This window comes from Amniculibacterium sp. G2-70 (assembly GCF_014353055.1).
Classification (GTDB): Bacteria; Bacteroidota; Bacteroidia; order Flavobacteriales; family Weeksellaceae; genus Amniculibacterium; species Amniculibacterium aquaticum.
Genome location: NZ_CP060698.1, coordinates 1,349,333 through 1,370,596 on the forward strand (window position 1 = coordinate 1,349,333; position 21,264 = coordinate 1,370,596).

21 protein-coding genes are annotated in these 21,264 nt (G+C 38.8%); 3 read left to right on the plus strand and 18 right to left on the minus strand.

The features are described from left to right. Positions 1 to 32: 32 nt before the first annotated feature. The 12 genes from ftsA to H9Q20_RS06285 all read right to left on the minus strand — a co-directional run bounded on the left by ftsA (position 33) and on the right by H9Q20_RS06285 (position 14,039). Positions 33 to 1,412, minus strand: a complete 1,380-nt coding sequence (gene ftsA / locus H9Q20_RS06230; protein WP_187478545.1) for a cell division protein FtsA — start codon at positions 1,410 to 1,412, stop codon at positions 33 to 35. Positions 1,413 to 1,464: 52 nt separating this feature from the next. Further along, positions 1,465 to 2,313 (minus strand): cell division protein FtsQ/DivIB, encoded by an 849-nt coding sequence (locus H9Q20_RS06235; RefSeq protein WP_241154742.1) that lies wholly within the window; start codon positions 2,311 to 2,313, stop codon positions 1,465 to 1,467. Positions 2,314 to 2,323: 10 nt separating this feature from the next. Further along, entirely contained in the window at positions 2,324 to 3,682 is a 1,359-nt protein-coding gene (gene murC / locus H9Q20_RS06240) for a UDP-N-acetylmuramate--L-alanine ligase (RefSeq protein WP_187478546.1), read from the minus strand. Positions 3,683 to 3,688: 6 nt separating this feature from the next. After that, a complete protein-coding gene (gene murG, locus H9Q20_RS06245; RefSeq protein ID WP_124641324.1) occupies positions 3,689 to 4,798 on the minus strand; it encodes an undecaprenyldiphospho-muramoylpentapeptide beta-N-acetylglucosaminyltransferase in 1,110 nt (369 codons plus the stop codon). A 21-nt stretch (positions 4,799 to 4,819) separates the two neighbouring features. Then, a complete protein-coding gene (locus H9Q20_RS06250; protein WP_124641326.1) occupies positions 4,820 to 6,055 on the minus strand; it encodes an FtsW/RodA/SpoVE family cell cycle protein in 1,236 nt (411 codons plus the stop codon). An 11-nt stretch (positions 6,056 to 6,066) separates the two neighbouring features. After that, entirely contained in the window at positions 6,067 to 7,464 is a 1,398-nt protein-coding gene (murD, locus tag H9Q20_RS06255) for a UDP-N-acetylmuramoyl-L-alanine--D-glutamate ligase (protein WP_124641328.1), read from the minus strand. A gap of 28 nt (positions 7,465 to 7,492) precedes the next feature. After that, complete coding sequence (gene mraY, locus H9Q20_RS06260) at positions 7,493 to 8,734, minus strand: phospho-N-acetylmuramoyl-pentapeptide-transferase (protein ID WP_187478547.1); 1,242 nt, start codon at positions 8,732 to 8,734, stop codon at positions 7,493 to 7,495. Positions 8,735 to 8,804: 70 nt separating this feature from the next. After that, a complete protein-coding gene (locus H9Q20_RS06265; protein ID WP_187478548.1) occupies positions 8,805 to 10,265 on the minus strand; it encodes a UDP-N-acetylmuramoyl-L-alanyl-D-glutamate--2,6-diaminopimelate ligase in 1,461 nt (486 codons plus the stop codon). A gap of 4 nt (positions 10,266 to 10,269) precedes the next feature. Next, positions 10,270 to 12,261: a penicillin-binding transpeptidase domain-containing protein gene (locus H9Q20_RS06270; RefSeq protein ID WP_124641334.1), complete on the minus strand. Its 1,992-nt coding sequence runs from the start codon at positions 12,259 to 12,261 to the stop codon at positions 10,270 to 10,272. Further along, positions 12,245 to 12,616, minus strand: coding sequence for an FtsL-like putative cell division protein (locus H9Q20_RS06275; RefSeq protein WP_124641336.1), 372 nt, complete (start codon positions 12,614 to 12,616; stop codon positions 12,245 to 12,247). Before H9Q20_RS06275 ends, H9Q20_RS06270 begins: the two co-directional genes overlap by 17 nt. A gap of 9 nt (positions 12,617 to 12,625) precedes the next feature. After that, complete coding sequence (gene rsmH, locus H9Q20_RS06280; protein WP_241154743.1) at positions 12,626 to 13,495, minus strand: 16S rRNA (cytosine(1402)-N(4))-methyltransferase RsmH; 870 nt, start codon at positions 13,493 to 13,495, stop codon at positions 12,626 to 12,628. 79 nt (positions 13,496 to 13,574) lie between these two features. Beyond that, positions 13,575 to 14,039, minus strand: coding sequence for a division/cell wall cluster transcriptional repressor MraZ (locus H9Q20_RS06285; protein WP_124641340.1), 465 nt, complete (start codon positions 14,037 to 14,039; stop codon positions 13,575 to 13,577). Positions 14,040 to 14,323: 284 nt separating this feature from the next. On the opposite strand from H9Q20_RS06285, the gene thiL reads away from it, so the two are divergent. Further along, positions 14,324 to 15,379, plus strand: coding sequence for a thiamine-phosphate kinase (thiL, locus tag H9Q20_RS06290; protein ID WP_187478549.1), 1,056 nt, complete (start codon positions 14,324 to 14,326; stop codon positions 15,377 to 15,379). 62 nt (positions 15,380 to 15,441) lie between these two features. Here the strand turns inward: thiL and H9Q20_RS06295 are convergent, their stop codons facing one another. The 5 genes from H9Q20_RS06295 to H9Q20_RS06315 are packed head-to-tail and all read right to left on the minus strand — an operon-like array spanning position 15,442 to position 18,866. Then, positions 15,442 to 15,912, minus strand: a complete 471-nt coding sequence (locus H9Q20_RS06295) for a DUF6702 family protein (protein ID WP_124641344.1) — start codon at positions 15,910 to 15,912, stop codon at positions 15,442 to 15,444. A 50-nt stretch (positions 15,913 to 15,962) separates the two neighbouring features. Continuing rightward, positions 15,963 to 16,709, minus strand: a complete 747-nt coding sequence (locus H9Q20_RS06300) for a TIGR00730 family Rossman fold protein (protein ID WP_124641346.1) — start codon at positions 16,707 to 16,709, stop codon at positions 15,963 to 15,965. Positions 16,710 to 16,714: 5 nt separating this feature from the next. Continuing rightward, positions 16,715 to 17,425, minus strand: coding sequence for an NDP-sugar synthase (locus H9Q20_RS06305; RefSeq protein ID WP_124641348.1), 711 nt, complete (start codon positions 17,423 to 17,425; stop codon positions 16,715 to 16,717). Beyond that, on the minus strand, positions 17,422 to 17,844 hold the full coding sequence (locus H9Q20_RS06310) for an RNase adapter RapZ (protein WP_124641350.1): 423 nt from the start codon (positions 17,842 to 17,844) through the stop codon (positions 17,422 to 17,424). Before H9Q20_RS06310 ends, H9Q20_RS06305 begins: the two co-directional genes overlap by 4 nt. A gap of 8 nt (positions 17,845 to 17,852) precedes the next feature. Then, complete coding sequence (locus H9Q20_RS06315; protein ID WP_187478550.1) at positions 17,853 to 18,866, minus strand: aminoglycoside phosphotransferase family protein; 1,014 nt, start codon at positions 18,864 to 18,866, stop codon at positions 17,853 to 17,855. 116 nt (positions 18,867 to 18,982) lie between these two features. Here H9Q20_RS06315 and xrtF point away from each other — a divergent pair, with 116 nt between their 5' ends. Both xrtF and H9Q20_RS06325 read left to right on the plus strand, forming a co-directional pair. After that, positions 18,983 to 19,513: an exosortase family protein XrtF gene (xrtF, locus tag H9Q20_RS06320; RefSeq protein WP_124641354.1), complete on the plus strand. Its 531-nt coding sequence runs from the start codon at positions 18,983 to 18,985 to the stop codon at positions 19,511 to 19,513. Next, a complete protein-coding gene (locus H9Q20_RS06325) occupies positions 19,500 to 19,931 on the plus strand; it encodes an exosortase F system-associated membrane protein (protein WP_124641356.1) in 432 nt (143 codons plus the stop codon). Before xrtF ends, H9Q20_RS06325 begins: the two co-directional genes overlap by 14 nt. Here H9Q20_RS06325 and hemA read toward each other — a convergent pair. Beyond that, positions 19,928 to 21,202 carry a glutamyl-tRNA reductase gene (hemA, locus tag H9Q20_RS06330; RefSeq protein ID WP_187478551.1) on the minus strand — a complete coding sequence of 425 codons (1,275 nt, stop codon included), beginning with the start codon at positions 21,200 to 21,202 and terminating at the stop codon, positions 19,928 to 19,930. The genes H9Q20_RS06325 and hemA overlap by 4 nt on opposite strands. Positions 21,203 to 21,264 lie beyond the last annotated feature (62 nt).

A 21,264-nucleotide genomic window follows, 5' to 3' on the forward strand; every position in this document is an offset into this window, starting at 1 on the left:
ATTTTTTTGTTTTACAATTTATAAAATTTCCTTTAATCTTCAACTTCTTCGAAGAATTTTTTCACTTTTGCTAGAATGATTTCACCAATTGTTGGCTTTTTTACCTTTTCTTCTGGTTTTGGCAGAACATCGGTTTCTTCAATTTTTACAATTTCTGGGATTTCATTTGTAACAACGGTTTCAGGAATTGTTTGATTTGCTTGTGGCACATCTTCTGAAGGAGTTGGAGTCTTAGCAATCGATTTTTTTTCTCGAATTTTTAAACTCTCCATTAACAATCCTATTGAAGTGGCAAATTCCGGTCCTTTTAGGCTTTGGTTTTTGTCGTTGGCAATGTACTCGTTCGCAAATCCCAATCGGCTATCGAAACCGGTGATGTAGTTGGCAAACTGACGGATGTGTTTCAGATTGGAGCCGCCTCCGGTTAATACAATTCCGGCGATTAATTTTTTCTTCTGTTCATACGCACCGTATGCTTTCAGTTCGGTATTTACCAATTCCAAAATTTCTTCTACTCGGGCATTGATGATTTGTGCCAAAGTTTTCAGAGAAATTTCTTTGTCCGGTCTGCTGTGCAATCCGGGGATGGTCACAAAAGTGCTGTCTTTTTCCATTTCTGGAAGTGCAGATCCAAAATTGACTTTTAATTTTTCGGCATGATCCACAATGATGGAACATCCTTCCTTAATGTCTTCTGTGATGATGCCTCCACCGTAAGGAATAACGCAAGTGTGACGGATGATGTTGTCCTTGAAGATGGCAATGTCCGTAGTCCCTCCACCGATGTCTACAATGGCTACTCCGGCTTCTTTTTCTTCTTTGGTCAAGACCGATTCCGAAGATGCCAAAGGTTCTAAAGTTAGAGATTCCATGAACAAACCAGCTTCTTCAACACAGCGAACAATATTTTTGATGCTTGCCATCTGACCGACTACCACATGGAATTTGGCTTCCAGTCGAGCTCCATGCATACCGATTGGATCGTGGATTTCGCCTTGAGAGTCAACCTTATACTCTTGTGGTAGTACATGGATAATCTCTTCTCCGGGAAGCATAACCAATTTTTTTACTTGTTCTTTCAGCTCGTCGATGTCTTCTTCCGTAATGTACGTATCGGGTTTCTTACGCATGATATAATCCGAATGTTGCAACGATCGGATGTGCTTGCCGGCGATACCAACGGTAACATTTTTAATTGGCAGACCAGAACTTTTTTCGGCTTTTTCTATAGCGCTTTTGATGGAAGAAATGGTTTGCGAAACATTGTTTACAATACCCTTGTTTACGCCAAGACTTCTCGCTTTTCCTGCTCCCAAGACTTCAATATTACCCTGAGAATTTCTTTTACCGACAATGGCCACAATCTTGGTGGTGCCAATGTCTAATCCTACTGAATACTCTTGATTTCCCATTTTTATATAACAATTTGATTTTATTAAACGAATTCTTTTTTTTCGAGTGTTTTTAGATGTTTGTTTTTTTCTCTTCTTTTTTTTCCTTAACCACAGCGGGTTTTATGATGTTTTTGTTGTTTTTATCCATTTGGATTTTGTCGAATTCTTTTTTACTGATTTGCAGTATGCTGTCGTTTTCTTCCAATCTTGGGTTGAGTGTGGTAACGATTTGGTTGCCGTACTTTACCGAAATTTTTGTGTATTTTGTTGGATCTTGATAGATCAGTATTTTTTCGGCAAATGTTTTAAACCCTTTCACTTTGAAATCAATGTTTTCTAAGTCCCCAATTTCTACTTTAAAATGACCTTCGCTGGTGAGCAAATTATAATTCTGACCTACTTTGGATATTCCGATAAAATATTTTTTACAAAAAGGATCTTCATCTATCTTATGGATCAGCTCGCTTAGTGCCGGATAATCTACAGGATCTACATCGCCATCGACCAACATGCACGGATGGGTGTAGTTGAAAGTGGTTGGAAACTCTCTCCCTTTTTTATCCACATAGATTTCCTTGTCACCACGATGCAAACGAAATACAGGAACTTTTTGTTTGATGTCGATGTTCAGTTTTCCGTTTAGTCCCAAATAAACATTTGCACTGTCCACCGCAGCCAAAGAATTTAGTTTTTTCTCAAGATTTGGGATGTCAATATCTTTCAGTTTCTGTGTAGGGTTGTATTTTTTTACAATTCTTTTGATGTCTTTTTCATCCAAAAAGTAAACAGGACTTTGCTTTAGGTTAACAGCGATATTGTCCATGGGTTTTTGGGCAAATCGTTTCAACGAAAAGCTTAACAGAAATCCCAACACGATTACTGTAACCAAAATTTTCAATATGCGCCATTTATTTTTCATGCTGTTTCCACTATTTTTTTTCTAACCACTCGACAAGACCGTCGTACAAAGTGTCTATATTACCTGCACCCACGGTAAGCAGTATGTCGAATTCTTTATTTTTAATCTTTTCAAATGCCTGATCCAATGCACAAACTTCTTTCTCCTTCAAATTTACTTTCTCCAAAAGCCAAGTCGAAGTGATGCCTTCAAAATCCTGTTGCAATTCTCTTGCGGGGTAAATGTCCAACAACAAAAGCTCATCGGATTGCCCCAAGCTTTTAGCAAAATCATGGGCGAAATCACGGGTTCTACTGAACAAATGCGGTTGAAAAACCACCAATAATTTTTTGTCCGGATAAAAGGTTTTGGTCGATCCGATTACGGCATCCAACTCGGTTGGATGGTGGGCATAGTCGTCGATATAGATTTTTCCATTGTCAAAAATATGTTTGGTAAACCTTCTTTTGATGCCTTTAAAGTTGGCGATGGCTTTTTTCAAATTTTCCATATCGGCTCCCAGTCCCAACATAATGGCCAAGGCAGCAGTCGCATTTTCTACATTATGAATGCCGGGGATGTCCCATGTAAACTCGGCAATATCGTGTCCCGGAGCATGAAAATCAAACGAAGTTCTGCTTCCATCCATCCTGAGATTGTCCGAATAAAAATCGGCTTCTTCGTTCACAGCATAATTTTTACAAGGTCTTCCGAAGTCAATTCCTTTTCGCACAAAAAGTTGGTTGTCATTTTTAACCAAGTCGGCAAAAGCTTTGAACCCCTCTTCAATGTTTTTTTTGTCGCCATAAATATCCAAATGATCGGCATCGGTAGAAGTGATGACCGCCCAATTGGGGTGCAGGTTCAGGAAACTTCTGTCGTATTCATCGGCTTCGACCACAGAATAATCGTTTCCGTTGAAGAGGAAATTGGATTTGAAATTTTCTGAAATTCCACCCAAGAAGCAGGAAAAAGGAAGGTTGACTTCCTTGCAAAGGTGTGCCAAAAGGGTTGATGTGGTCGTTTTACCGTGTGTTCCGGCAACTGCCAAACAGTTGGTGTTTTCGGTGATCATTCCCAAAACTTTGGCTCTTTTCAAAATTTCGAATTGTTCTTTTTTGAAATGATCCAAAATACTCAGAACTTTAATGGCCGGGGTGTAAATAACCAGTGTGTTTTCGGCCAATAAATTTAGAACTTCAGCATCAACCTTATCTTCAAAAGAGATTTTTATGCCCTCGTTCTCCAAAGCATGCGTCAGTTTGGTAGGTGTTTTGTCGTAGCCCAATACATTTTTTCCGATAGAGTGAAAATATCTGGCCAGGGCCGACATGCCTATGCCGCCAATCCCAACAAAGTAAAAATTTTGATATGCATCTATGGTTTTCATGTACTGTTATTTACGGTTTAATTTTTCTAAAATTTTGTTCACAATGTCTTCAGTTGCCTTTGGTTTAGCGAAAAAATTAATGGCTTCGGACATGGATTTTCTAAGGTTTTCATCGTCGCAAATGGAGGTCAGCGTGTTCCAAAAATCAGCATCCATTTCGGTATCTTTTACCATTTTTGCAGCATTTTTTCCGACCAAGGCTTGTGCATTTTTGGTTTGATGATCTTCTGCCGCAAAAGGGAAAGGCACCAAAACCACAGGTTTTCCGGCAATGGCCAATTCAGAAATGGCAATGGCTCCGGCTCTAGAAACAATGACATCGGCTGCCGAATAGGCTGTTGCCATGTCTTGAATAAATTCTCTCATCATCAATCGTTTGTCCGATAGCGGTAGGTTGTCTTTTTGTAACGATGGATAATCGGTAGATCCGGTTTGCCAGATAAGTTGAATGTCTTTGTTCAGCAATGTTGAACTATTTTTTTTCCAAGCTTGGTTCAGAGTTCTGGATCCTAAAGAACCACCAACGGATAAAACGCTGAGTTTATCCCTATCCAAACCTAATTTTTCTTTCGCAGTTTGGGTGTCCACCATGTTGTTTAGAATATTCAGACGGATGGGATTGCCCAAAAAGAAAGTGGGAGTTTCTCCAAAAAAATGTTCCATATCCGGATAGGCGGTGAATACGGCTTTTGCTTTTTTAGAAAGAAAGATATTGGTCTTCCCCGGTAATGAGTTTTGCTCCTGAACAAAAATAGGAATGTTTTGTTGTGCAGCCATCATCAGAGCCGGACCACTGGCATATCCACCGGTGCCCACAGCAAAATCGGGTTGAAAGTTTTTAATAATTTTTCTCACTTTCCACAAGCTGGAGATGAGTTTGAACGGCAAATTGAGGTTGGAAAGTAAGTTACCACGGTCAAAACCTGCAATGTTGAGGCCTATAATTTTGAAACCGGCTTGTGGGACTTTTTCCATTTCCATTTTACCCAAAGCACCGACGAATAAAAACTCGGCATCGGGAAATCTCTTTTGGATTTCCTGTGCTATGGCTACTGCCGGGAAAATGTGTCCTCCGGTTCCGCCACCACTCATCAATACTTTTAGTTTTTTATTCATTTTTTAATTATTTATCTTTTATCAAGCAATATCGTTAATCTCGTCCACAGATTGTTTTTTACCGATCCCTTCTTCATCATAAACCTGAATTCTGGAACTTACATTGAGTACCAATCCCAGTTGGATGTATGAAAGTAAAATGGAGGTACCACCATAACTAATAAGCGGTAGAGGCTGTCCTGTTACCGGAATCAGATTGACGGCGACGGCAATATTTACCGCCAATTGTACAAAAATCATAATCCCAATGGAGATGACGAGCAACGAGCCGAAAAACACAGGCATTTTGGTAGCGATAATCACAATTCTAAAAATGATGATCATGTATAGAGCAATCAGTCCAAAAGCTCCTATGAGTCCGTACTCTTCAACCACAATGGCAAAAATAAAATCCGAAGCCGATTGAGGAAGCATCTGCTTCAACGCACTTTTTCCGGGTCCCATTCCGGTGATACCACCGTGGACAATGGCTGCCTTAGCTTGCATCACCTGATAGTTTTTGGCCTTTTCAGCTTCGTCTTCAATGTTGTTTTTGGATTTGGAACTGGTAAAAGTTTCGATCCTACTCATCCAAGTATGCACCCTATTGCTTTTGATCCAATCGGTGGATAAGGCAATGGTAAGAAACAATACAATAGCAAAAGCAGCGACTGAAACAAATCCTAAGATGTATCTCCAGTTGAGCTGACCGATGATGAGGGTGATGATGGAAACCATCAGAATCATGAGTGCCGTGGATCCGTTGTCTTTGGCTACCAACAAGAAAATTCCTAAAATGGGTACGAAAATGTAAAGGATATTTTCCCAAACCAATCTTTTTCTCTGTATTTTTTTGGTTAAATACCTGCAGAGGTAAACGATTAATGCTAAGAATGCAAAAGCCGATGGTTGAAAGGAGAGCGATGTGCCGGGAATGGTAATCCATCGTGAGGCTGAAGCTCCATCGATTTGTTGACCGGAAACCATCGTGAAGCCCAAGAGTATTGCCATAAAACCGAGAATGAAGGCGCTCAGTTTTCCAATAACTTCAAATTTAAAAGCTTGTACACCTCTCATTAACGCCAACCCACCAATGACAAACAGTATGTGCTTCATGACATGTCCTGAAGTTGTACCGTTGTTGACAATATATTCTAAATTAGAACTTGCCGAATACACCGGGAATACAGAAAATGCAGAAATGAAAATGACGGCCATCCAAAGTACTTTGTCGCCCTTTAATATTTCGTTTTTGTTAATTTTCAATACATTCTCCATTTCCAATATTTTTATTGAATCGTTTTACCTTTTCTTACTTCAGCTTTAAATTGATTGCCTCGATCTTCATAACTTTTGAACAGATCAAAACTTGCACAACAAGGAGAAAGCAATACGGTGTCTCCGTCTTGAGCAAGGTTTCTGCAAACTTCCAAACAGTCTTGAAGATTGTGGGTGTCGTAGATCAGTTCTTTTTTATTTTTGAAATAATCAATGATTTTTTTATTGTCCAAACCAAGACAAACAATGGCTTTCACTTTTTGTCTTACCAACTCTTCGACCTCGCTATAGTCGTTGCCTTTGTCGGTGCCTCCCACAATCCATACGGTTGGGGTTTTCATGCTTTCAAGGGCATAATATGCGGCATTTACATTGGTCGCTTTGCTGTCGTTGATGTATTTTACTCCGTTTATTTCTTCAACAAATTCCAGACGATGTTCCACTGCCTGAAAGGTCATCAATGAATTTCTGATGCTCTCGTTGCTAATGTTCAGGATTTTCCCGGCAATAGATGCGGCTAGGCTATTGGCAACATTGTGACTGCCTACCAAGCTGAGTTCGTCAATTTTCATGGCAAAATCGTCGTGGTATTTTACTTTGATGTTTTCTTCTTCTACAAAGCCACCTTCGTTTAGTTTTTCTCTTAATGAAAAAGGAAGGAGTCTGGCTTTGATGTTTAGTTTACTCAAGAGTTTACGGCTCATTTCATCGTCTCGGTTGTAGATGAAAAAGCTGTCGTTTTCTTGGTTTTCTGCAATTCTGAATTTGGCCAAAGCATATTCTTCATAATTGTAGTTGTACTGATCCAAATGATCCGGACTCAGATTGAGCAGCAACGAGATATACGGTCTGAAGTTTTGGATGTCGTCCAATTGGAAAGAACTCACTTCCAGTACATAGAAATCGTAGTTTTCATCAGCAACTTGTTTGGCGAAACTTTTCCCAATGTTACCTCCCAATCCTACATTAAACCGGTCGTTGACCAAAGTATGATAGATCAGAGAAGTTGTGGTGGTTTTGCCGTTGCTTCCGGTGATGGCAATGATTTTTGCATTGGTAAATTCGGCAGCAAATTCGATTTCAGACGAAATGCGAATGCCCTTTTCCATAATTTTTTGGATCAAAGGTGCTTTTTTCGGAATACCTGGAGATTTGATGACCCAATCGGCATTCAGAATCAATTCTTCTGTATGCTGAAGCTCTTCGTACGGAATTTTGTTATCTTGCAAAAGCTGTTTGTACGGTTCTTTTATGCTGCCTTTGTCCGAAAGAAACACATCCAGTCCTTTCTTTTTAGCCAGATATGCCGCGCCAAAACCACTTTCGCCACCTCCCAATACGACAACTCTTCCTTTTTTATCATCAAGAAAGGTTGGTCTTTTATCCGTATGTTTTACTGTATTTTCCAATTTTTCAGATTATTATATCCGTTAATTTTTATCGTATCTTCAAAGTAATTAGACAAATGATGGCCAACATCACCCCGATGATGATCATCCTGTTCACGATTTTACTTTCGTGAAAACCACTTTTTTGATAGTGATGGTGCAAAGGCGACATTTTGAATAGTCTATTGTTTTGAGCGTACTCTAATCCGTATTTTCTTTTTCTGTATTTGAAAACAACAACCTGAAGAACCACAGACAAATTTTCGATTAAAAATATCCCACAAAGTACTGGGATCAGCAATTCTTTTCTAAGGATGATGGCCAATACAGCAATCACCCCACCCAGCATCAAAGATCCTGTATCGCCCATAAAAACTTGTGCAGGATAAGTGTTGTACCAGAAAAAACCAATGCAAGCACCCACCAATGCAATGGTGAAAATGGTAGCCTCTCCGGTGTTGGGCAAGAACATGATGTTGAGATAATCAGCAAAGATGATGTTGCCCGAAAGGTAGGCCAACAAGGCCAATGTAAACAAAATGACCACCGAGGTTCCTGTTGCCAAGCCGTCGATACCATCCGTAATGTTAGCACCGTTGGAAACGGCCGTTACGATAAAGATAACAATGGGTATGTACACCAACCAAGCCCATTCGTGAGCTTTGTCTTCGTCCATCCAAAAAAGAATTCCGCTATAATCGAATTCGTTATTTTTTGCAAAAGGAACGGTAGAAACGGTAATGTTTTCTGTAGGCATAAAATTGGTTTCCACATGATTTCTATTCACGATTTTGGCATCGGCATATTTTCTTTTTACGGTAATGTCCGGATGAAAGTACATGGTAATGCCCACAATGAGTCCTAAACCAATCTGCCCGATTACTTTGAACTTTCCGCTAAGTCCGTCCTTGTTTTTCTTTATTTTTTTTAGATAATCATCAACAAAACCAATGGCACCCATCCATACGACAGATACAATGAGCAATACGATGTACACATTGGTAATTCGGGTAAATAATAAAACCGGTATTAGCGTTGCAATGATGATGATGAACCCCCCCATGGTTGGAGTGCCTTCTTTTTGTTTTTGCCCTTCCAATCCCAAGTCACGCACCAATTCTCCCATTTGTTTTGTTCTAAGAAAATCGATTATTTTTTTTCCATAAACCAATGCGATGAATAAAGATAACAATACCGCCATACCCGCTCTGAACGAGATGTACTTCAAAAGGTTCATTCCTGGAATGTGAATGCCTTGTTGGTTGAGATATTCGTATAAATAGTACAGCATAATTTTTTGTTTAAATGGATTGTTGTTGGTTTTCTTTTTTAGTTAATTCTTTATTTTTGAGTCAACTTTTTTACTTACCCATCAATTGTAACAATTGCTCTATGGTCTCCTTATCGTCAAAATGGTGTTTTACACCGTTAATTTCTTGATAAGTTTCGTGTCCTTTGCCTGCCACCAAGACAATGTCTTTGGGTTCAGCAAATTTTATAGCCATTTTTATGGCTTCTTTTCTGTCCGGTATCGAAGTGTATTTGCTAAAATACTGAGCTTCTACCCCGGCTTCAATTTCTTTGATAATGTCTTCTGGTTTCTCACTTCTCGGGTTGTCCGAAGTGATGATGGCTAAAGTAGATTTTCGGGTTGCACTTTTTCCCATTTCAGGTCTTTTTGCATGATCCCTATCACCGCCACAGCCAAAAACACTTATCAGTCTTTCGTTTTTTGTTCTTATTTCGTTGATGGAGTCCAAAACATTATCCAATGCATCCGGAGTGTGAGCATAATCGATGATAAAAATGATCCCTGATGGTGAAATAAGGGTCTCAAACCTACCGTGAACTCTATGAAGTTGGGAAATAGCCTTCAGGATTTCTTCCGACTGAAAGCCCAATTCATGAGCAATTCCAAATGCCAATAAAAGATTGTACACATTGAATTTTCCTGTTAGTGTTGTCCAAAACTCTTTTCCGTTGAAGTTGAGAAGCATTCCGTTGAAATCGACTTCCAAAATGCGTCCGTGATAATCGGCCAAAGTTTTCAACGCATACGAAACTTTTTTTGCTTTGGAATTTTGCAACATGATGTTGCCGTTTTTGTCATCGATATTGGTGATGGCTATTGTATCTGCAGGCAATTCATCAAAAAATCGCTTCTTGGTTTTTAGATATTCATCAAAAGTTTTATGATAATCCAAATGATCGTGAGTGATGTTGGTAAAACCCGCCACTCTAAAATGCAATCCTTGGGTTCGGTTTTGATGTATGCCGTGAGAAGAAACTTCCATAAAAGCATATTCGCAACCTTGATCTACCGCTTCTGCCAATATTTCGTTGATACGAACAATGTCCGGAGTGGTATGGGTCGAAGGCATGATCCGATCCGCAATTCTATATTCCACTGTAGAAATCAGTGCAGACGAATATCCCAAATGTTGAAAAACATCAAACAACAATGTTGATGAGGTTGTTTTCCCGTTGGTTCCGGTAATGCCGATGAGTTTTAATTTTTCGGATGGATTTCCATAAAAATTTGAAGCCAAATCTCCCAAGGCTTTAGCAGAATCTTTAACTTTAATATAACCGACTCCTTCAACCAATTTATTGGGCAAGTTTTCGCATACAATCAGCCTTGCTCCTTTTTCAATGGAAGGAGTGATGTAATCATGGCCGTCGGAAAAGTTTCCTTTTATGGCGACATAAGCAGCCTTTTCCACAACTTTTCGGCTGTCGAAAACCAGACTTTCAATATCGATATTCAGAGATCCATACGATTCTAATATCGGTAATCTATTGATTAAATCTTTGATCTGCATGTTTTTAGTTTTGTAGTTTAAGATAGATTTTTTGGTCTTTATTGATCACCGTTCCCATACTTGGAAATTGTTCTAAAATTTTTCCGACACCTTTATAATCGACACGGTATCCTAAGTTTTCGAGCTGTGGGATAACATTCTTGCCGATCAAACCCACCACATTGGGCATTTGATTGTTGCTTACGGCAACTTTGGTATTGGGAGCCGTCAATTTATTTAAATCCACTTTTCTATCGGCTAAAATTTCTTTTTCGATATTTTGAGGCGTTTTTAAGAATGTTTTTCCTGCAATTTCCTTGAAAACAGGAGCTGAAACCGATCCTCCATAAAAACCTTTGGCAACATCGGGCTCACTTACCATGACATAGCATGTGTATTTGGGTTTATCAGCCGGGTAGAATCCTGCAAAAGAAGCGCGGTATTTTCTAGGGCCGGGTTTCCAATATTCAAAACGGGCGGTTCCGGTTTTACCAGCCATTTTAAGGTTTGGGGTAAAGATGCTCTTTGCAGTACCTTTTTCCACGGCTTTGGTCAAAGCGCTGGTCATCATCTTAATGGCTTTTTCTGAAGCCATTTTTTTGACCATAACTTCAGGTTTGGCTTCGAAGGTAGTGACTCCGTCTTTCATCACTTTATCGATGAATAGAGGTTTTAGCATGGTTCCTCCGTTTGCTATACCGTTGTAAAATGTGGCCAATTGCAAAAGATTGAAATTGGTTGAATATCCGTAAGAAATGGAAGCTAGAGTTGCTGCATTCCATCGTTTGTGCTCCGGAGTGTAGATGAACGGTTTGGTCACACCGGGCAATTCCAACTGCATTTTGTCAAACATTTTCCATCTTTTTAGATGATCGATGAAGACTTCTGGTTTTTCAGCATAATATTGGGTAATGAGTTTGGCTGTACCCACATTGCTGGACTGAGCCAAGACATCGGAAATCTCGTAAGTTCCGCCGCCATGCCCATCGTTAATTCTCTGTCCTGCATAAACCCAAGAGCCGTTACCGACATTTACCGTTGTGTTTTCATCGATAAAACCATCATCCATTGCTGCCAAAAGCGAAATGGTTTTAAAAGTCGAACCGGGTTCGATGCCGTCTCTTAAAATATAATTGTAAGCATCGGTGTATTTTCCAGGTTCTATTCTTTTCAAATTGACCATGGCTCTAACTTTGCCGGTGTTCACTTCCAAAACCACTACCGATCCGTGTTCGGCATTGTAATGGATGAGTTGTTTTTCTAAAGCCGAACTTGCGATGTCCTGTATTCTAAGATCTAGAGTGGTATAAACATCTTGTCCGTCAATCGGTTCTTGAACTTTCCAATAGTCTATGGGTTTCCAATCGGAAGAGTTGACTCTTTGTTCGTATCGTTTGCCATCGGTACCTGAAAGGTATTTGGAGAACGCTGCTTCCAGACCAGATTTGTATTCGCCTTCATCCATACCAATGGTTCCGGAACCAATTTCTAGGGTGGCCAATTCTCTTTTATGTCTTCTTTCTACGATGAAGCCTCCTTTGTGTTTTCCTTTTTTGAAGATGGGAAATTTTCGAATTCTGTCGTATTGATCAAAATCCAAACCTTTCACCAATCGATAGTATTGGTTTTTTTTGGCTTTTTGTTGATCGAGAATTTGTCGGTAATGACTTCTCGATTTGCCGAACATTTTAGAAAGAGAGTCGGTAAGTGCTCCGATGTTGTTGGAGTACACGGTGTCTTTTATGGTTTTGAAATCCAAGAAAACATCATAACGCATCACCGTGGTAGCCAGAATGGTACCGTCGGCAGCATATAAATTTCCTCGTGCAGCTTTCAGTGTGGCTTCACGGTAATTTTTGTTGATGTAATCGTTTTTTATTTCTTCGACATTGGTATTCTGAAGTTGCACAATCCTCGCCAGAAACATAACAAAGGTGATAGCGGCCACCCCTGTAAAGAGATAGCCCCATTTTAGCGTTTTTTTGCGCTTCACTTCATATTCATTCTGCACTGCCATGGATTTCTGTACTGTCTAGTTTTATTAAAAGCTTATGCGGATGCCTTTCTAGTGACATCAGTGAGTCGCTTACCATTTCTTTGCTCAGCTCCGACTCCATTCTTACTTTGATCAGATTGCTCTGCGCATACGCATTTCTGGATTTGTATTCTTCAGTTTTATCTTTTAAATCGTTTACCAATTCTATTTTTTGGCTCACCAAGTGATTGCTGTAAATCATGATGATCATCAGCACAAATAACAACAGATAAAATTTGTAATGAATGGTTACTTCATCACGATTCAGGAAATTTCCTTTGATGATGTCTACAAAGGTTAGTTTCTTCTGTGGTTTATATGTATTCTTTTTAGCCAATATTTTTGGTTATAGTTTTATTCCTGTTCTTAGTTTTGCACTTCTCGCTCTGGAGTTGGTTTCGATTTCTTGGTTGTCCGGGATTACGGCTTTGGATTGTAACAATTCAAATGATTTTTCATAATTTCCATAAACATCTCGTGTAGGCTCGCCTTCGAACATGCCGTTTTTCAAAAATCGTTTTACCAATCGGTCTTCAAGCGAATGGTAGGAAATCACCACCAATCTGCCGTTTGGTTTTAGGATTTTATACGCTTGTTGTAGCATTTCTTTCAACACTTCCAATTCTTGGTTCACCTCAATTCTGATGGCTTGAAAGACTTGTGCAAAAAATTTATTTTGTTTGTGAGCAGGGATGTAACTGAATACTTTTTTCAGATCGTCCGTGGTCTCAATACTTTTATTTTTTCTGTGATGAACGATTTCTCTAGCCAGTTTTCTCGCTTCTCTCAGTTCTCCATAATAGTAGAATAAGTCGGCCAGTTGCTCTTCTTCATAGTCGTTTACCACTCTTTTGGCATCCAATCCTTGCATGACATTCATCCTCATGTCCAGAGGGGCGTTATTTCGGATGGAAAAACCTCTTTCAGCTTCATCAAACTGATGGGACGAAACACCCAAATCGGCCAAAATACCATCAACCTGAACATGTCCATACATCAAAAGAGAATTTTCTAAAAACCTGAAATTTTGATTCACCAGAGTAAATCTGGGATCGTCGATGGCGTTGTTCAAGGCATCCAAATCTTGGTCGAAAGAAAATAATTTTCCTTTGTCCGATAATCTTTTTAGGATCTCTCTAGAGTGACCACCACCACCAAAAGTACAATCCACATAGACGCCGTTTGGGTCGGTGACTAAATCATCGACGCTTTTCATAAGCAAAACCGGGTTGTGATAGGTTGTATCCAAAATGTATTGTTTTTAGTTAGGATTGTAAATTATGATAGTTCAAGGTTTAGTTTTCTCCAAAGTCAACTTTACCCATAACCTCTTCCGCCAAAGTGGCAAAATCGGCTTCCGATTCATTCATGAATGCTTCGTAGTATTCTTTATTCCAAATTTCAAAAATTTCACCAGCTCCACAGATCACTACTTCTTTGCTGAGTTCTGCAAAACCTTTCAGGTCTTTAGGAATTTGAATTCGATCCGAAGAATCCAAGTCTATGTTTTTCACTCCAGCCGTAAACTTGCGGATGAAGTCCGTGTTTGCCTTGACAAATCGATTGAGATGCGCTATTTTTGACATCATTTTTGTCCAAGGCTCATTTGGATAAACTTCCAAACAATTTTGATGCAAAGAGCGCTTGATCACAAAAGACTTATCCTCTGTGATTTTCAGCAACTTCACCAACGACGAAGGGAGTTTTAACCTTCCTTTATCGTCTATTTTGCACTCATATGTCTCGTAGAAATTCATCATTTGTGACAAAATTAGATATTTATTTCTATAAGTCTCCCACTTTGTCCCACTTTTTGACTTAATGTTGATAAGTTTTCGAAATAATTTTAATCTCAAAATCGTGCTTACAGCTGTTCTGAGCCATAAATAGGGACTTTTAACACTTGTCAATTCATAAGAGGACAGACCGGGTTTTATGAGATATAAATTGGATAATTTAATCTTGTTTTTGTAAAACCTACTTGGGTTTTGGTAGAACGAATACTTGGTTTTAATTTTCTAATTTTGCAAAAAATAAAATCTTTATGCTTGAGGATAAAAACATGATAAAAACACCAATTTCTGCCTTGGGAGAATTTGGATTAATAAAACATCTTACACAGAGTTTTGAAATAAAAAACCCAACAACAAAAACCTCTATAGGCGATGATTGTGCAGTTATAGATCCAGACGGAAAAAAAATGGTGGTAACTACCGATTGTTTGGCAGAGGGTGTACATTTTAATCTGGGTTATGTACCTCTGAAACATTTGGGTTATAAAGCGGTGGTGGTAAATTTAAGCGATGTCGCTGCAATGAATGTGAAACCTTCACAAATTTTGGTTTCTATCGCAGTTTCCAATCGTTTTCCGGTAGAAGCTTTGGACGAAATCTATGCCGGGATTAAACTGGCTTGTGATCGATATCAAGTTGATTTGGTGGGCGGTGACACAACCAGCTCCAATGCGGGATTGGTGATCAACATCACTGCAATTGGTATGGAAGTAGAAGAGGAAATCGTAAGAAGATCCGGAGCCAAACCCAACGATCTTCTTGTAGTAACGGGTGATCTGGGTGGAGCCTATCTCGGACTTCAAATTTTGGAAAGAGAGCACGCCGTTTTCTTGGCCAATCCAAACATGCAACCCGAAATGGAAGGCTACGATTATATTTTAGAACGACAACTAAAGCCGGAAGCCAGAACGGATGTGAAAAATATTTTGAAAGAATTGGGAATAACACCAACATCCATGATTGATGTCTCCGACGGGTTGGCTTCTGAAGTTCTGCATCTTTCGGATCAGTCCAAAGTGGGTTTCCGTTTGTACGAAGAAAAATTGCCCATGGATTCTCTAACTGTAACTACGGCAGAAGAGTTTAACCTTAATCCTGTGGTTTGTGCCATGAACGGTGGAGAAGATTATGAATTGCTGATGACCATTGCACCATCGGATTTTGAAAAAATAAAAAACCATCCGGATTTCAGCATCATTGGACATGCCGTAGATGCGGAGCAGGGCAACTTTTTGGTGCTTAGAGGAAGCAACGAACTGTCTCAGATTACCGCACAAGGATGGGATGCTTTCTTGAATAGATCATAGAAAAAATTTCTACAATTAATAAAATAGGCTACTCAAAAAAAGTAGCCTATTTTTATGTTTAATTAAAAATTAACTTCATGTACCTCTTTTCCTCTTTGGAAAGTCATGGTTTTCTGATTGCCTTTGTAGGCGATGTTCACGATGTTAATCTGCTTTGGAAATGCATTTAGCAAAATGGAATTTTTTATCCTTAGCGTTGAAATATCACTCACATCTTTGGCTTCATAGTACACCCAAACCGACTCTCCATTGACTTGACTGCCCGTAAAGGTTAGGTTTTTTGAGCTTCCGTTGATGCTCACTGCAATATTGTTGTTTACATATTTTTTTACTTCGGCATCAAATGCTGCGGTATTCGGATTTATTTTTATGGTTTCAGCAATGTGACTCGTGTTCATCTTGGTTGTGAACTTTAGGGTTTTGCTCCCTTCTACAAAATCAACTTTGGTCATGGACGAGAAAAAGTCCAATGTTGCAAAGCTTAAAATGAGAACGAAAGAAAACAGTATTCCTAAAAATGTATATTTTTTCATGATGGTATCGATGTATTATTTTTAATATTTTAGTCAAATAATATGCCAATTTAGAAATTTACATTAATTGCATATTTATCATAAAAGGCTTTGATGTGCGCAACGGCTTCATCTGCAGTATCTACAATTCTAAAAAGATTAAGGTCTTCTTCGTTAATCATTTTTTCCTTGAGAAGCGAGGTTTTGAACCAGTCGATCAGCCCGTTCCAAAAGGATGAACCTACCAAAACAATTGGGAAACGGCCAATTTTTTTGGTCTGAATGAGGGTCAATGCTTCTGAGAGCTCGTCCAAAGTCCCGAAACCACCGGGCATAACGATAAATCCCTGAGAATATTTTACAAACATTACTTTTCGCACGAAGAAATAATCAAAATCCATGGAATAGGCTTTGTCAATGTACGGGTTAAAGTGTTGTTCAAAAGGAAGTTCAATGTTCAGTCCTATGGATTTTCCATTGCCCAATTTGGCACCTTTATTTCCGGCTTCCATAATTCCAGGGCCACCACCGGTAATGACACCAAAACCGATTTGGGTTATTTTTTGTGCTATTTCTACCGCCATTTCATAGTAAGGATCTCCTTCTTTTAGTCGTGCCGATCCAAAAATGGACACACAAGGACCTATTTTTGCAAGTTTTTCGTATGCGTCAACAAATTCCGCCATCACTTTAAAAATCATCCAAGAGTCTTTGGTGATGGTTTCGTCCCAAGTTTTTTGTCTGAAACTTTCTTGTAATTTTTCGTCGATCTCTATGTGTTGAGCCGATTGTTTTTTAGTATTTCTAATTTTTGCCATGTTGTTTATTTAAAAATTTTTTCGGCCAACAGGACGGCCTCTGGTTTTCCAACATCGATCAGGTCGGCATCGTGCAAATAGCCGTGGATGTGTTCGGTAAGCATCAGATCCAGATATTCTTCCATGATGGAGAATTTTCCTGTGCGTCGGATTTTATTAAAAATTTCAGGATTCACGCAATGCACTCCACTAAAAGCCAAAGCTCGGAATCCGATGTTGTGTTCTGCCAATCGTTGTTCTCCAGTGCCCACATTCAACCAACCACGGAGTATCATTTCATCATTGAACAAGAGTTTTCTGGAGCTGTTCCTGTCCGATACGGCAAGTGTGGCGTAATCTTGTTTTTGTTGATGGTACTTTGCCAAATCAGAAATGTCGAGATTGGTCAGGATGTCGGCATTCATAATAATAAAATCTTCTCCGTGATCTAAAAAAGATCGTGCAAAGACCAATCCGCCACCGGTTTCCAAAAGATCTTTTTCGTCTGAAATCTCAATCTGAGCATTAAAATTATTGTTCTTTTTCAAAAAATCGACGATTTGCTCGCCAAAATGATGAATGTTGATCACAAAATCCTGAATGCCATACGATTGAAGATAGCGAATATTTCTTTCCAAAAGCGAAACGCCATTCACCAAAGCCAGTGCTTTTGGGTGCGAATCGGTGAAGGGCTTGAGTCTGGTGCCTTTTCCGGCTGCAAAAATCATGGCTTTCATGATGCGGACTCGTTCAGTTGAGGTTGTTCGTCGTGAGTAACGGAGATGCGGGTTTGCGGATATTTTTCCGCTACAAATCGGGCAATGCTTTCCGCTGCATATACCGAACGGTGTTGCCCACCGGTACAGCCAAAATTAATTTGCAAATTCTCAAATCCTCTGCTCAGATAATCCTCTATGTTGATGCTGACCAATTGCTGGACAAGAGCAATAAATTCCGGCATTTTGGTTTGGTTTTCCAAATAATTTTGCACCCCAATGTCTTTTCCGGTTTGCGTTTTGTATTCTTCAATTCTCCCCGGATTCAGAATACCACGACAGTCGAAGCAAAAGCCACCTCCATTACCACTTTGGTCTTGGGGATATCCCTTTTTTTTGTAGGAAAAACTGTGGATGTCGATATGCAATGTTGAGCTCATATAATTTTTTATTTAGTTAAATCTTTTATTTTGGAGGGTAAATCCAAATTTTTCAGTTGTTGTTGTATTTTTACCAGTTCTGGAAAAAAATCGGCATCCTTCCAAGTTTCCATAAAATGCACCCAGTTGATAACGCCTTGTGGAATGCTTTCTATAAAATGATTTTTTCGCTGTACCAATCCTCGAAATCCGTAAGCACCCAAAACTTGTGTAAAGCGCATGAATTGGATGCAAGGAAAGGACGCGATTAGTAATTCTTGATTTTCTTGACTGAATTTTGAACAATAATACTTGAACATTTTTTGTTTGAAATCGTCATCGAAATTGGCTTTTGCCTGATGGAGAAATGAGACTACATCATAGATCAAAGGTCCTTTCATCGCACTTTGATAGTCGATAAAATGGACTTGGTCTTTATCGTCCACCATAATATTTCTTGATTGAAAATCCCGAATCATGATTCCTGTGGGTTGCAAATTTTCAATTTTAGATGCTATTTTTTGGAATTCCATTAAAAGTTTCGACTTGTGGTACTTCAATTCCAAAACATCCACAAACATAAATTTGAAATAATTCAGATCGTGCAATATAGGGAGGCTATCGTAAGCTTGGTATTCAAAAGTTTTATGATAATCGATGTTGAATTTAGTTTTTTCTTGAAGTGTGAATAGTCGATCCAAAGTTTGTTGTACCAAGAGTTCTACCCGATCCGACTGACCTTCTTCAGCGATAATATCGGATAAGGTTTTTTTTCCCAAAAAAGTCTGAATATATGTCAACCGGTCATCAGAAATATTGTAAACATCGGGTGTGTTGAGATTTTGTTCAGAGAATTTTTCAGTAAAATAAAAGAAAGCCTCGTTCTCTTCCCTATTTTCATTGTAGGTAATTACAAAGTTTTTTTGTCCGGTTTGGATAATAAAATTTTTCCTGGCCGATCCGCTGGCAGGCAGTTCGGTGCAATTCAGGACTTTTTGATCAATTGATTTTTCGAAAAAACGAATGATGTCTTCTTTTTGCATGGAAATAAATAAATCTAACTTTGGAAGAATGTTGGTTTTGCAACAAAAATACCACTTTGATCTTGCTAAAATACTAAAATATCGTTCATCAATCAAATTTGTTATATTTGCAGGGTATGTTCAAAGATTTCAAACCTGTACTTGTAATTCTGATTCGCTTTCTCGTCATTTATTTGGTGATGATTTTTTTGTATCAGTTGTATCTCAACCGTTACCAATTTCAACTGGTAGATCCGTTTACGGGATTCACTGCAAATGCTGTACATGGAGTTCAACAATTGTTGGGGTACAAGTCGGTTTTGCAAGATCTTCCAGGTTGGCATTCGATATTATTTGTCCTAAATGACGAGAATACCACAAGAATTGTCGAAGGCTGCAACGCCATTTCGGTGATGATCCTTTTTGTTGCTTTTATATTGGCGTTTTACAAAGGACTGAAAACTTTTGGCTTTATCGCAGTCAGTTTGCTTTTTCTAATCGCCATCAATGTTTTAAGAATTGCGGGTCTCAACATCTTGTATTTGCGTTGGCCACAATATATTAAGATTGGTCACGACTATGTTTTCCCTGCCATCATCTACGGAAGTATTGTGGTATTGTGGTTGGTTTGGATAAAATTATTTGTTCAACGAGATGAAAATTCTTAATTATTTCTTTGTCTTCATTGGACTCGCAGGGTTGGTAGGAGTGCGGATTTTGGAAGAAAATCTGTTTTACGATCCTTTTCTGGCGTATTTTCACGATGCCAATGAAAACGCTTCTTTTCCTAATTTTGAATGGGGAAGTTTAGCGCTTAATTATCTTTTTCGTTTCGGATTGAATGTGATATTCTCGCTGCTTATCGTTCATTTTTTGTTCAGAAAAATACAATGGACCGTCCAAGCCTTAGTCATGATGGGACTGGTTTTTGTCGTCACTTTTCCGGCGTACCTTTTGTGTATAAACGATCGGTTTGAGGTAGGGTATTTGTTTTCTTTCTACATGAGAAGGTTTGTTATACAACCTCTTATCGTGTTGCTGATAGTCCCGTTGTTTTACTACAGAAAATCTCAGTTAAAAAATTAGTGTTTGTCCTTAAACTCCTGATTGGGTTGTTCTACAAACATTTCGTGCATCAATTTACTAACTTCTTCGGCTTTTAAAGGATTGTCGATGATGTATTTAGCAAATCGGTTTGTAATTTTTTGAATGATTTTATCAGAAAGAGCCATGTCGTCCACTTCTATATATTTGTGTTTTTTGTGGATGTTGTGCATTTCGTGTTGCTCCATTTTTTTCAAAACCGATTTGAAACGGTTGATTTTTGGTGCCATTTTTCTCTTTTTTTCCCAATCCGAAAAATCTTTAGTCATCTCTTTGATGATGGCCATTGCCTTTGGAACCTCTTTCTGTCTTTGTTGCATGGTCTCGTTGATTTTGTTGGAAAGGATATCCACATCCACCAATTCGACCAATTCTTTGTCGCCAATCATTTTATCCACATTATTCGGAATGGACAAATCGATGACCAACATCTCTTTGCCTTCTGGGATGTGGTTGTTCTTTACAATGGCTTTGCTGGCTCCGGTTGCAACAATTAGGATGTCGGTTTTCAGCAATTCTTCTTGGAAAAACTCGTACGGGACATGAGGGATGCAATATTTTTCAGCAATTTTTTCAGCAAATTCCAAAGTTCGGTTCATCACTTTTACTTTGGGTTTGTGGACATGCTTTACCAAATTTTCCACCGTATTTTGTCCAATCTCACCAACTCCCAACAAAAGAATGTTTTTGTCGGACAATTGTTTTTTAGAATTCAAGATGTAGTGCACCGCAGCATACGATACCGAAGCGGCTCCGTTGGAAATTCCGGTTTCGGTTTTCACTTTTTTAGAAATCTGTATCGCCGAGTTGATCACCCTTTCCATATAAGGATTTGGGTAAAGTCGTTCTTTTTTGAAACGAGCGTAGGCTTTTTTGATCTGACCAATAATTTCGAAATCGCCTAAAATTTGACTTTCAAGACCTGCGGAAACTCGGAAAAGATGGTTTAGGGCATCTTCTCTTTGGTAAATGTTGACATACTGTATAAATTCCGAAAGCTGAACGCCAATGATGTTGCAATACTCTTCGGCAATCAACAAATAATTATTGGTAGTTGTGTAGATTTCTGTACGGTTGCAAGTCGATACCACAAAAGCATCGCCCAACGATTTTTCATGAAGGTTTTGCACAAAATTTTTAACATTCTCATCAAAAAATGCAAACTTACCACGAATGGCTGCATCGGCTTTTTCGTAGCTGATGGAAAGTACTGCAAATTTTGAGGTTTGATGTATAAAATTATCTTGTGGCATAAACGGTTGCAAATTTACAACATTAAAACGAGAATACAGATATTCGACAGCTGATGGATATC